The organism is Deinococcus budaensis (genome assembly GCF_014201885.1).
Classification (GTDB): Bacteria; Deinococcota; Deinococci; order Deinococcales; family Deinococcaceae; genus Deinococcus; species Deinococcus budaensis.
In genome coordinates, this window is the sequence record NZ_JACHFN010000011.1 from 68,606 (window position 1) to 82,345 (window position 13,740).

Genomic DNA, 13,740 nt, shown 5'->3' on the forward strand with positions numbered 1-13,740 from the left:
GCGGAGCAGGCAGGCGCGCAACCGGAAGCGGCGTTCCTGACGCCGGGGTGAGGGATCGGGGAGAGGGCCTCACCCGGCAGCGCTTAGAATGCCCGGGTGACCGCCCGCCCCGTCCCCAGCGCCTTTTTCCTGCCCCTGCTCCCGGTCCGCGCGTGACTGGCGCGCCGCGTCCCGCTGCCCCCCCCAGCGCCCCGGCCCGCCCCGCCCGGCGGCGCTGGCCCTGGCTGCTGCTGGGGCTGGCCGCGCTGCTGGGCCTGGCCGGGTGGTTCTCGCCCCGGCTGCTGGGCCAGTGGGCCTTGGAGCAGGTCAGCGGCGAGCAGACGCAAGTCACGGCGGACGGTGTGAACGGGCGGCTGTGGTCGCCGGAGCTGCGCGGCGCGCGGGTGCGGCTGCCGGGGGTCAGCGGCACGGCGGGGCGGGCCAGCGTGCGGGTCGCGGGCGTGGACCTGGCGAGCAAGACGGTGCGCCTGAACGTGGCGGTCGAGGACGCGGCGGTGAACCTGCGCCTGGGGGACCTCGTCTCGGGCGGCGGCGGCCAGCAGGGCGCCCCGGCGGGCAGCGGCTGGAAGGTCGCGCTGGGCGAACTGGACGTGCAGCGCTCGCGGGTCAGCGTGGACGGCTCGGGCCTCAACGTGCCCGACGGACGCTTTCAGGTCACGCCGGGCGAAGGCGGTGCGCTGGCGGTGCGCGGCCGGACCCGGGACGGCGAGCTGAACGCCGACGTGACCGTGGAGCAGGTCCCGGCCGGGAACCGCTACCTGCTCGACCTCGACGCGGACGCGCGGGTGCTCAACCACTACTGGCCGGGGGTGACGGGCGGGCGCATCACCGGGCGCTACGTGCTGGGAGACGGGCCGGTGCGCGGCGACCTGCGGCTGCGTCAGGGCAGCCTGCGGGTGCCCCAGGCCCGCTTCGTGACTGTGCGGGACATCGCGGGCACAGCCACCCACCGGGGGGACGACATCACCCTGAAGCTGGCCGGGCGCGGCTGGAACGGCCCGGTCACCGCGCGCGGCGGCGTGGACCTGGGGGCCAGGAACTGGACCGTCACGGCCGACGCCGAGCCGACCGTGGCGGGGCTGGCGCGGGCGCTGGGCACGACCGGGCAGGGCACGGCGCGGCTGCGGGTCACGGCGGGCGGCTGGAGCACCGTGCGGGTCAAGGGTTACGCCAAGGGCGAGGGCACGCTCGCGGGGGTGCCGTTCGAGGCGCTGCGGGCCGAGTACACCTTCCTGAACCGGGACGCGGCCAGCCCGGCAGAGGGGGGTAGCGGCGCCCGGCAGACCAACGACCTCGCCCTCAGCGCGCGGACCCGGCTGGCGGGCAACCAGGCGCTCAGCGGGCGCTGGGCTTTCGGGCGGGAGGGCCGGGCGACCTGGGAGGGCGACTTCGCGGGCAAGTCGCTGACCCTGGCCGCGACCATCGACGCGCAAAACCGCCTCACCGTGGAAGGCGACGCGCTGGGAGGGCGGGCCGAGGGGACCTACGCGCTTTCGGGCGGGCAGCTCACGGCCAGCCTCAACCCTGCCTTCGGGGCGGCCTCGGCGCAGGTCGCGCTGCGGGGCACCCCGGGCGACCTGCGGGCGGTGGTCTCGAACGGGAGCGCCGGGCCTTTCGAGCTGGCGGGGACCGCGCGGCTGAATAGAGAGGGGCTGAAAGCCGACCTCGGCACCGTGCGGCTCGACCTCGACCGCTCCTTTCGGGGCGGCTGGACGGCCCAGGGGCTGAGCGGCGCGGGCGTGACGCTGGGCGGAAGCGGCACCCTCGACCTGACCGGCGGCGACGTGCGCGGCACCCTGGCGGCGACCCTGCCCGGCGTGACGGAAGAGCTGCGGGGACCGCTGGACCTGAACTACCTCGACCAGCGCGGCACCTTCACGCCGGGAAGCCAGCGCCTGAGCTGGCGCGGCGACGCCTTCACGCTGGACGCGCGGGACCTGCCGGTGGTGGGCGGCGCCCGCGTCAACGGCACGGCGACCGTCACCAACACCCTGCGGGCCAGCGGCACCCTGCGCGCGACCGGGAACGGCTACGACCTCACCGCGACCGGGCTGGGCGACGTGGCCCGGTTGCGCGGCACGGCGGGCGGGGTGACGGTCGTGGCCGACACCCGGCTCGCCCAGGGGTTCCGCACCCAGGCGCGGGTGGAGGGCGCCGACATCTCCGGCATGTTGAGCGTGGACCGGGGCGTGCGCTTCCAGCTCACCACCGCCGGGCAGACGGCCCAGGGCGTGCTGGACGGCGAGAACTGGAACGCGACCGGGCGGGTGAACCTCGCCGCGCTGCGCCCGCTGGTGGGGGTGGAGGACCTCGGGGGAACGCTCGACCTCGCGCTGGCGGGGCAGGGCGGCACGGCGCAACTGAGCGCGGCGGCGGCGGGCGCGGCGGTGCGCGGCACGCTGACGCGGACGGGCGGAACGGTGACGGCGGACCTGACCGGGGCTTTTGAAGACGCCCGCGCCCGACTGGCCGGGCGGGTCTACCCCGACGTGCAGGCGAGCGGCACGGCCTCCTGGCAGGGGCAGACCCTGAACGCCTCTCTCGCGGGCGGGTACGGCGACCTGCGGGCGCGGCTGAGCGGGCGCACGGGCGAGCTGTCGTTCGCCGGGGTCACGCTGCCGGGCCAGGCCGTGAACCTGACCGGACGCCTGACCCCCCGCCCCGCCGCGAGCGGCACCTGGGGCGACTTGCAGGTGCGCTACGACGCGCGCAGCGGGCTGCTGGACGTGACCGGCACCCAGGCCCTGACCGCCTTCGGGCAGGCGGGGCGGGTGCGCGGCGCGGCGACCTGGGGACCCGGCTTCCGGGGACAGGTGAACGCCAGCGGCGTCCTCGACCAGTACACGGTCGCGCTGCGCGGGCCGTGGCAGAACCTGAACGTCCTCCTGACCGACGGCGAGGGCCTGCGGGCGACCGGCACCGCCGCGCTTCCGGAGGGAAGATACGACCTGAACGTGCGCGGCCCGGTCGCGGGCCTGTACGTGGACGGGCGGGTGCGCGGCACGGGCCTGTCGCCGCGCGGCACGGTGGACGTGTTCGACGGCGCCGGGGGCAGCGGGCGGGTGACCCTGCGCGGCTTCGACGACTTCGACCTGCGCGCGCGCCGCCTGACGCTGGCCGGGCAGCCGCTGGTGGGCGACCTGCGCGCCCGGAACGGGAAACTCAGCGGGGATCTCAGCGCCGGGCCGCTGCGCCTGACCGCCCGGGACGGCCGGGTGGACACCGTGGGCGAGGTCGCGGGCCACACGGTCACGGCGCGCGGACGGCTGACCCTGCCCGCCACCCTGCAAGACCTGCGCGTCACCCTGAGCGGCCCCCTCCTCAGCGGCGAGGCGACCGGGGGCGTGGCCGACCTGCGCGGCACCCTGCGCCTGCGCGAACAGACCTTCGGCACGGGAGCGGCGCAGGTGCGGGTGCCCGCCCAGACCTTCTCCCTTTCCGGCTCGCTGACAGGCGCGCGGGCACGGGTGGGCGGGCTGAGCTACCTGACCGGACGCTGGAGCGGCGCCCAGAATCTGCGCTACACGCTGGCGGGGCAGGGCGGCACCCTCCGCCTGACGGGAGAGGGGGGCAGCCTGACGGCGCGGCCTTCCGGACCCGTCGCGGGCCGCCTGACGCTGCTGCCGGAGCTGGGGGGAACCCTGAGCGCCGACCTCTCCCCTGTCCTGGGCCTGCTGCCTGCGGACGTGCGGGCGGAGGTCGTCCCCGGACAGCTCGTCGCGCAGGTCCGCGAGGGCGGCGCCACGCTGGAGACGCGCGGCACCCGCTACCTGGGCGACCCCCTCGCGCTCAGCGGCCGGGTGGACTGGCGCCGGGGCCTGCGCGCCTCGGCCACCCTGACCCACCCCGGCTCGCGGGTGCCGCTGCGCTACGACGCAGAGAACCTGACCGTGCGCGGCGCCCGGCTGGACGCGCGGGTGCTGCGGCCGCTGCTTGAGGCCTCCGGGCGCGTGACGGCGGACCTGACGGTGCCCGGCCTCGACCTCGCGCGGGCCAGCGGGCGGGCGCGGGTGGACCTGCGGGCGGCGGGCGAGCGCGCGGTGGGAGGCGTGACGTTGAGCCGGGGCCAGCTCGGCGCCGACCTGCGGGCCGGACCGCTGCGCCTCACCGCGCGGGAGGGCCGGGTGGACCTGCGCGGCACCCTGGCCGGACAGACGCTGGCCGCCAGCGGTGAGCTGCGCGGGGTGACCGACCTGCGCGGGCTGCGCGCCAGCGTGAGCGGCCCTTTTCTGAGCGCGGAGGCGGCGGGCAGCCTGGAGCGGCTGCGCGGCACCCTGCGGCTGAGGGAGCAGCGCTTCGGCACAGGGGACCTCGCGGTGACCCTGCCCGCCCAGACCCTGCCCCTCACCGCCTCGCTGACGGGCGGGCGGGTGAACGTGGGCGGCCTGACCTACGCGGGCGGGCGCTGGAGCGGGGGCGCGGCGCTGCGGTACGCGCTGGGCGCGCGGGCGGGCACCGTGGCCCTGCGCGGCGAGGGGACACAGCTCACCGCCCTGCCCGGCGGTCCGCTGGGAGGCCGCCTGACGCTGCTGCCCGGCCTCGGGGGCACGCTGAGCGCCGACCTCTCCCCTGTCCTGGCGGCGCTGCCTGCGAACGTGCGGGCGCAGGTCGTGCCTGGGCAACTGGTCGCGCAGGTCCGGGAGGGCGGCGCCACGCTCAGGACGCGCGGCACCCGTTACCTGGGTGACCCGCTGGACCTCACCGGAGAGCTGAACTGGCGCGGCGGGGTCACGGCGCGCGCCGCGCTGACCCACCCCGGCTCGCGGGTGCCGCTGACCTACGACGGAAAGACTCTCGCCGTGCGCGGCGCGGTCCTGGATGCCCGTGCCCTGCGCCCCGTGCTGGAGGCGACCGGGCGGGTGACCGCCGACCTGACGGTGCCGGACCTCGACCTCGGGCGGGCGAGCGGGCAGGCGGACGTGAACCTCGCGGCGGGCGGCCAGCGGGCGACGGGCAACGTGACGTTGAGCCGAGGACAGCTCTCTGCGGACCTGCAAAGCGGCCTCGCCGGGGTGGCCCTGCGGGTGCGCGGGCCGCTGTATCCCCGGGCGAACGCGGCGCTGAGCGCCGTGACCGCTGCGGGCGACAGCCTGCGCGGCACCCTGGGCGGCGACGCGGCGGGCACGCTGAGCCTGCGCGCGGCCGGAAGCTACGCGGGCCGCCCGCTGGACCTGAGCGCCGTCGGGCGCGCCCTGAGCGGTCCGGAGGCAACGGCGACCCTGGATGCGCTGGTCGCCGGGGCCAGCCTGAACCTGAACCTGAACCGGGCGAGTGGGGACTGGCGGGCCGCAGGCCGCTTCGCCGCGCCGGACCTGCGGGCGCTGGCGGGGGGCACCCCGGGCCGCGTGGTGGGCACCGTCACGGGCACGCTGGCCGACCTGCGCCTGAACGCGGACGGCGAGGTGGCGGGCGCGGCCTTCCGCGCTCCGGCCTCGTGGCGGGGCAGGGTGCTGCGGCTTCGGGGGGCGGAGGTGACCCTGCCCGGCACGCTGGGCACCCTGCGGGCGAGCGGCCCGGTCTTTCCGGCATTGAACCTCAGCGCCAAAGCCACGCTGACTGACCTGCTCCCCGGCGCCTACACCGTGCAGGCGCTGGGCACGCTGTCCAGGCCCGACCTGCGTGCCCAGGGCACCCTGACGGGCGGAGTGGGGACGGGCGGCGTGGGGACGGGCGGGGTGGGCGGCCTTCAGGCGGCGGGCACCCGCCTGAGCGCCCGGCTGCTGGGCCGCGACTGGAAGGTCAGCCTCGGCGGCGAGGCGCTGGCAGGACAGGTGCGCGGCCAGCTGAACTCGGGCGCGCTGGGCGGGTTACAACAGGCCCGCCTGACCGTCCACGCCCCGTACGTGGCGGGAGAGACGCGGGTCCGGCTCGACGGCGTGACCGGCTGGAACGCGCGCACGGGCTGGCTGGGCACCCTGCGCGCGAGCGGCACCGTTCCCGGCGGCCCGCTCGACGCGGCGCTGACCGGCGCGGGCACGCTGGCGCTGAATGGCTCGGTCGGCCCGGCGCGGGTGACGGGGAGCTTCCCGGCCAGCCTGCCGCTGCGGCCGGGCGGCACCGTCGACCTCGCCGCGCTCGACGTGGGCGCCCTGTGGGGCCGCGCGGGACAACTGCGCACGACCGGCCGGGCGACGCTGGCGGGCGCAAGCTGGAGCCGCCCCGAGGCCAGCTTCGCGGGCCGGGTGACGGACACGGGCGGCGAGCTGAGCGGCGACCTGGGCGCCACCTACCGCGCCGGGGACCTCGGCGTGCGGCTGGCGGGCGAGCGGGTCGCGGGGGGCCTGAGCCTGGCGGGCGGGCGCTACCAGGGCACGCTGCGGGCCGAAACCCTGCGGCTGGCGCGGCTGCTTCCCCCGGCCTGGGACGTGGACGCGCTGACCTTCGCCGGAAGCCTGAGTGCGGCGGGCACCCTGGCGGGCGGCCCCGAGCGCGTTGAGGCGCGGCAGCTCGCGCTGCGGGGCGAGCAGGGCACGGCCGGGCCTTTCAGCCTGTACGGCCGGGCGACCTACGTGCGGCAGCCCGGCAGCCCCGACACGCTGGAGGCCGCGCTGGACGGCAGCCTGCGGGGAGGCGTCCTGTCGGCGCGCGGCACGCTGCCCGCCGGGGTGCGGGTGACGGTGCGGGACGTGAACGCGAAGGGCTTCGGCGCAGGGACCGTGGGCGCCGACCTTACCCTGACCGGACCGCTGCGGGACCTGCGGGTGGCGGGCAGCGCCTCGGCCGTCTCGCCGGAGCTGGACGCGCGGGTCACCCTCTCCGGACCGCTGCGGGACGCGCGGGCACAGGCCCGCCTGACCCTGCGGGGCGCGGGGCAAAGCGGCACCCTCTACGCCGACGCCTCCGCCCTCGATCTGACTTCGGGCACCCTTCAGGCGCGGGTCTACGGCACGGCCCGGCAGGGCGGGAATGTGGTGGACCTCGACCTGCGGGGCGCCTGGCCCCGGCTGGCGGGCACCGCGAGCGCGACCGTGCCGGGTCTGCCCGCTCCTGTCAGCCTGACCGGTGACGGCCAGGGCGGCTACACACTGGCGGCCGGGGCGCTGGGCGGCGGGCAGCTGACCCTGACCCCCGGCGAGGGGTTCATCCCCGCTCTGGCCGGGGGGCTGCGCCTGACGCCGCTGGCGCTGGTGGAAGGCAGCCAGGGCACGGCCGCCGCCGACCTCGCGCTCTCGGGCACACTGACCGCCCCCCAGCTCAGCGGCACCCTGAGCACCCGGGGCGCCGGGGCGGCGGGCGTCACGCTGGCCGACACCAGCGGCAGTTTCACGGGGACGCTGGCCGGGCTGCGCGGCACGCTGACCCAGGCGGGCGCGGCGGTCGCCACCCTCGACGGGCGGACCCTCACCCTGAATGGCCTGAGCGCGGGTGCGGCGGGCAGCGAGCTGCGGGCGACGGGCACGGCCCGCCTGACCCCGAGCGGCGAGGCCGACGCGGACCTCACCCTGGCGGCGAGCGGCGCCCTGGACGGCACCCTGCGCGCCGTGTACCGCGCCCGCGCCCTGGCGCTGGACGGCACCCTGAGCGCTCAGGGCCTGCGCGCCGCGCTGGACGTGGACGCCGACCCGCTGACCGGCTGGCACGGCACCGCGCGCGTGAGCGGCGGCCCGGCGGGCGTGCTGACCCAGGCGGCGGCGCTGAGGGTCTCGGGACCGCTGGCCCATCCCCTGGTGACGGGCGACGCGGGACTGCTGGGCGCGGGGGCGCGGCTGGTGGCGAACCGGGGCGGCGTGCAACTGCGGCTGGTGGACGGCCCCGGCGCCACCGCCAGCGGCGTGCTGGAACTGCGCCCGGACGAACAAAGCCGCTGGCGCTGGCTGGGCACGGCGGCGCTGACCCGCCCCGAACTCAGCCTCAGCGTGACGCCGGCGGGGCCGCTGGCCGACCCCACCCTGACCCTCAGCGTGCGGCGGGGCGAGTGGCGGGCGGCGGGCACGGCGGGCCTGCGGGCGGCCGACCTCAGCGTGACCGACGGGCTGGCCTCGGGCAACGTGGGCTGGAATGGAGACACCCTGCGTGCCAACTTGCCCGGCCTCGACCTGGGACGGCTGGAACTGCGGGGCGTGACCGGGCGGCTGACCGCCAGCGGCGCCGTGGGCACCCGCAGCGGCGACGGCAGCGTCACCCTGCGCGTGACCGACCTGAGAACCCCCTCCAGCGTGCCGTACCTGGGCGTCACGCTGGCAGGCGACGTGGCGGCGGACGTGACGCTCTCGGGCGGACGGCCCCAGGTGCGGGCGAGTGCGGCCCTGCCTTCCGGCGTGGTGCGGGTCACGGCCAACCGGGGAGAGACGGCCTGGACCGGCAACCTGACGGGCACCCTCACGCGGGACGGCGGCACCCTGACCGCCAACGTCACCTCCGGCGCGGGCGGGCTGACCGGCTCGGTCACGGCGGCGCGCTACCCGCTGAGCGTGGCGGGGAGCGAGTTGCGGCTGGAAGGCAGCGCCCTGCTGCGCGGCCAGACCTTCACGGCGGCGCTCACGGCCGGGAACGACATGGGTCAGGCGCAGCTCAGCGGCGACGGCGGCCTGGCCGACCTGCTGCCCGCGCTGAGCGCCCTGGGCACCCTGCGCCCCACCGAGGAGGGCTATCGTCTGCGCGCCCGCCTGGACAACCTCGAGGTCGCCAATCTGGCGGTCGCGCCGGGCCTCGCGGGCCGGGTGAACGGCGAGGCGACCTTCAGCAACGGCGGCGGCACGGCCTCGCTGAGCAGCCCGGCGCTCCAGATCGGCCCCAAGACGCTGGGTGCCCGCGTCGAGGGCACCCTGATCGGCGGCGACTGGCGCCTGCGCGGCTTCCTGGGCGAGACCGACTTTTTCGCCTCGCTGACCGGGGGCGTCCTCAGCGGGCGGGCGACCCTTCAGGCGCTGCCGCTGGGGGCCGTCGCCTCGGCGCTCACCGATCAAGCGGTCGGCGAGGGGGTCGTGACCGGCGTGGCCCGCTTCACCGTGCCGCTGGCCGATCCCCTGGCCGGAAGCGCCACGGTGGTCGCCGAGCGCATCCGGGTGACCGCCACCAGCGGCAGTGGCGAGGGCGCCGTGACCGAGACGCTGACCGGCACCGGCACCCTGGACTACGCGGCGCGCGAGTTGCGGAACGTGAACATCCAGCTTGCGGGGGCCGGAACCTGGGACGTGCGCGGCGGCTACACCCGCGAGCGGGTGGACCTCAGCGCCCGCTTCAGCGACACGACCTTCACCCCGGTCCTGCGGCTGATTCCGGGCCTGGCCGACCTCACGCCCAGCCTCAAGGGCACGCTGACCCTGGCGGCGACCGGCAGCTACGACCGCCCGCGCGGCCTGCTGCGGGCGCAGAACCTCGTGGGCAGCGTGGCGGGCCTCAGCGTGCAGGTTCCGGCCCTCAGCGGCGACCTGCCCGACTCGGGCGCCTTCACGGCGGGCGGGCGGATCCTGACTGGCGGCACGGTCGGCAGCGACGGCCAGCTGGACGTGAAAGGCCAGCTCACGCTCGGGCGGCTCTCGGGCACCCAGGCGACCTTCACCGGCCTGCTGGCCCCCCAGGCGTTGGGGGCGCTGCCCAACAGCACGGTGACCGTCACCCAGGCGAGTGAATCGCGCTGGACACTCGACGCCCAGAGCCGCAGCGCCCCCACGGCGGCGGGCGGGCCGGGCACCCTGAGTGTGACGGGCACCCTCTCGCCCCGTCTGGACCTGACCCTCACGGCGCGCGGCTACAACCTGCCGCTGGCGGCGATCTATGCCCGCGAGAGCCTGCTGAACGCCGACCTGCGCGCGGTGGACGACGGCACGCTGGTCCGGGTGAGCGGCGCGGCGACCTTCGCCCGGCTCACGCTGGGCCGGGTTGGGGCGGCGGCGACCATTCCGGCGCCGGGCCAGAGCACGGTGGGCGGGGCGGCGACCTCCAGTAACGGGCGCACCACCGACGACTACCCCAGCCCGCTGCCCCCCGAGTTCACGACCTTTCCGAAGCCCCCGGCGGCGGAGGGCGAGGCCCAGGCCCGCCCGGCGCGCCCCTTCCTGGAACGGACCGTGTTCGAGGACATCCCGATTCGCGCGCCCGGCGGCATCCGGGTGGACGAGGCGCTGGCCCGCGCCGAGTTCAGCGGCGCCCTGACCCTTTCGGGGACGGGCGCGCAGCCCCGGCTGGCGGGCGAGGTCACGGCCCAGCGCGGCACCCTCTTCCTGCGCGAGAACGAGTTCGCGCTCTCCAGCGGGCAGGTCGCCTTCGCGGGCGACGGCATCCTGCCCACCTTCGCGGTCGTCGCGGGGGGCACCGTGCCCTCGGCGGTCAGCGGCCAGCGGGTGCCCGTCACACTCGACGTGCGCGGCGACTTCCGGACCCTGCCGAACGGAGAGCGGGTGCTGGACCTGCGGACCGACCTGCGCTGCGCGGCCACGGGGGGCGCGGCCTGCACCGACCCCGCGACCGGGAACGCCTACACCGAGGCGCAGCTGTACGCGCTGGTCGCCACCGGGGTCCCGAATCTCGAGGCGCTGCCCAGCAACCTGGCGGCCCTGGGCACCAGCGCCCTGCAAACGGCGCTGAACATCTTCGTGCTGGGCGAGCTGGAGCGCAACGTGGCCCGCGCGCTGGGCCTGGACGTGTTCCGGCTGACGCCCAACCTCGGCACCGCCGACGGCACGCTGGGCGCCACGATCACGCTGGGGTCGTACCTCACGCGCGACCTGTACCTCCAGTACCAGGTGGACCTGAGCGGACAGGGCCTGCTGGACGCCACCTACAGCACCGCCGACGGCCGGGTCACCTTCAAGGTCAGCACGCCGCTGGGGCTGGGCCTCCAGACGGTGCGGCCGTCGTTCAGCGCCGCCTACAACTTCGGCAACCGCAGCAGCGTCAGCGTGGGCGTGCAAAACGACGAGGACAGCACGACCTTCCGCTTCGGGGTGTCGTACCGGCTGTTCGGGCGGTAGCGGGACGCGCCCAGCCCAAAGAAGAGACGCCCCGGCACAGGCCAGGGCGTCTCTCTGGTTGGGCTGCTCGCTGAGGGTTAAGAACTGACCGCCTTGCCGCTCACGCGCGGCTCTAGCGCGTAGAAGGCCACCACGGCGACCAGCGTGCCCACCCAGCCGGGCGCGGTCCCCAGGTCGAGTTCGAAGGGGCGGCCCAGCACCGTGCTGCCGAGCTGGCCCTGGAGCCGCTCGCCCTGCTGCTGCGCCGCGACGTTCCAGCCCACGATGGGTTCGCCCAGAAAACCGGTCACGCGGTCCACGCCGCGCAGGACCAGCTTCTGGTTGCCGACGTGGCCGCGCAGCTCGCCTTCTTCCAGCTCGATCTTGACGCTCTCCTCGCCCACCGTGCCCTGCACGCCGCGCTCGGTGATTTCCAGTTCGATGTCCTGACCGTACAGCCTGCCGCCCGCGCGGCCCGAGATGCGGTCGCCGTCGATGGCGCAGCGGACATTGAACCCGTCCGCACCGCCGAGGCGGCCCTTGATGAGATCTTCCATGACCGGGAGTATAGCGGGGCGCTCCGGGCAGGACGTGGGATGTGGAGGAGAAAGCATGGCGGAGAGGCGGGCCGTCAGCCGGAGAGCCGGATCAGCCCCAGCCGCTCGAAATACGCCCGGCGGGTCAGCAGCGGCCCGCCCTCGCCCAGCCGCGCCCGGCCCACATTCCAATGCTCGAAGAGAATCCGCAAGGCTCCGGCGAGCAGCGCCGCGCCGTACCAGGCGGGCGGCGGCGCGGAAAAGCGCAGCGTCTCGCCGTCCCAGGCCAGGTGCGGGCAGCCCTCGTCGCGGGCGGCCCAGAACATGCCGCCTCCCAGGCTGCCGGTACTGTCGCCCAGCCGCTGCGCGCGCACCGTCAGCGGCGGCTCGCGCACCTCGGCGTCGTACTGCGGGGCGGCGTAGGCCTGGGCGTAGAGGGCATACAGCTGCCCCTGCAACTGGTGCGCCTGCGCCCGCAAGCGGGCCTCCTCACGGCCAGTCAGCGAGCCGGGCGGGCCGTCGAGGTCGCGGCGCAGGGCGGCGAGCTGCGTCTCCAGCGGCGCGAGGCGTTGCCGGGGCGTGGGGGGCGGCGGGGACGGGGGCGGATCGCCCGCCAGGGTGCGGGCGGGGTCGGTGTACTCGCGGCTGCCCCACCCGGCGACCTCGCGCAGCGCAGCGTCCTCGATCACCCACAGCCGGTTGGCGACCTCGCGGGCAAAGCGGCGGTCGTGGGTCACGATCACGACCGCGCCGCCGTAGGCGTGGACGGCCCCTTCCAGGCTGAGCAGCGCCTCCACGTCGAGGTGGTTGGTCGGCTCGTCGAGCAGCAGCAGGTCGGCGCGCAGGGCGCTCACCAGCGCCAGCCCCGCCCGCGCCCGCTCGCCGCCCGAGAGCACCTCCGGCGTCTTGGGCCAGTCCTCGGCGGTGAAGCCCGCGCGGCCCAGCAGCGCCCGCGCCCGCTGCTCCCCGAAGCGGCGCCCGAACTGCGCTTGCAACCCCTCGCCGGGGGTCAGGCCGTGCCAGATCTGGTCGAGGGAAGCGACCGTGACCCCGTTCGCCACCCGCAACACGGGGTCGGCGGTCTCCCCAGCGGGCAGGACGGGATCGGGGTGCAGTTCGCCCGCCAGCAGGCGCATCAGGGTGGTCTTGCCGGTGCCGTTGGCGCCCATCAGGGCCACCCGGTCGCCCTGGCGCAGCTTGAAGGCGGCCTCCCGCAGCACCACGCGCTCGCCGTAGCTCTTGCTCAGGTGCTCGCCCCAGGCGACCAGCGGCGCCCGCGCGGTTCCGGCCAGCAGGCGCATCCGCAGCTGCCGCTCGGGAAGCGGCGCCTCGGTCACGGGCACCCGTCCGGCGCGGGTCTTCACCGCGCGCGAGCGGCGGCCCCAGCGGTCGAGCTGCTCGGCGCTTCCGGTCAGCCGGGCGGCCTCACGCCCCGAGAGCTGAGCGGCGCGTTCGCGCGTGCGGCGTTCGAGGTCGCGCTGGTGCCGGGCGCGCGAGTACCCCCCGGGATACTCGGCCGCCTCGCCGCCTTCCAGCCACAGGCTGCGGCCCGCCACCGCATCCAGAAAGTCGCGGTCGTGGCTGGTGAGCAGCACGCCGCCAGAAAAGTCGCGCAGCCACCCTTCCAGCCACTCGCGCATGCGGATGTCGAGGTGGTTGGTCGGCTCGTCGAGCAGCAGCAGATCGGGTTCGCGGGCCAGTGCCAGGGCCAGTGCGAGGCGGGTGCGCTCGCCGCCCGAGAGGGTCGCCGCCTCGCGGTTCAGGAAACGGGTCAGGTCGAGCATGCCCAGCACCCGCGCCGCGCGGGCGGGCCAGCGGTAGGCGTCGGCGTCCTCCAGCCGGGCGTGCAGGGCGGTCCACGCGGCCAGCCGCGCCGGGTCACCCAGGTCGGCCTCCAGGGCGAGCAGCTCGGCTTCCAGCGCGCGGTAAGGGTGCGCCCCGTCCACCAGCTCGCGCACGGTCCGGCCGGGGGGGTGGGCGTGGTGCTGCGCGAGCACCGCCAGCCGCAGCCCCGGCATCCGCCAGAGCGTGCCCTCCTCGGCGGGCAGCTCCCCGGTCAGCACGCGCAGCAGCGTGGTCTTTCCGGCCCCGTTGCGGCCCAGCAGGGCGACCCTCTCGCCCGAAGCCACCGCCAGCGACACGCCGCGCAGCACCGCCCGCTCCCCAAAGGTGACGGAGAGGGCCTCGGCGGAAAGCAGGGTGGGCATCGGGGAGGAGGGTAGCAGGCAGGCACCCGGTCCAGGCGGAAGAACGCTTCCAATGCCGGGGGCAGGCCCCCCTATCGCCAGGGCACTGTCGCCAGGGCGGCCGCC

At 76.5% G+C, this 13,740-nt stretch carries 3 protein-coding genes; 1 reads left to right on the forward strand and 2 read right to left on the reverse strand.

Annotated features, from left to right (window positions below):
- Positions 1–152 precede the first annotated feature (152 nt).
- Positions 153–10,913, forward strand: a complete 10,761-nt coding sequence (locus HNQ09_RS13830) for a translocation/assembly module TamB domain-containing protein (RefSeq protein WP_246363371.1) — start codon at positions 153–155, stop codon at positions 10,911–10,913.
- 77 nt (positions 10,914–10,990) lie between these two features.
- Here HNQ09_RS13830 and HNQ09_RS13835 read toward each other — a convergent pair whose 3' ends face one another.
- Positions 10,991–11,449 carry a hypothetical protein gene (locus HNQ09_RS13835; protein ID WP_184030423.1) on the reverse strand — a complete coding sequence of 153 codons (459 nt, stop codon included), beginning with the start codon at positions 11,447–11,449 and terminating at the stop codon, positions 10,991–10,993.
- A gap of 74 nt (positions 11,450–11,523) precedes the next feature.
- The gene (locus tag HNQ09_RS13840; RefSeq protein WP_184030426.1) at positions 11,524–13,635 is read right to left on the reverse strand and encodes an ABC-F family ATP-binding cassette domain-containing protein; all 2,112 of its coding nucleotides are present in this window, start codon (positions 13,633–13,635) and stop codon (positions 11,524–11,526) included.
- Between the last annotated feature and the right edge of the window lie 105 nt (positions 13,636–13,740).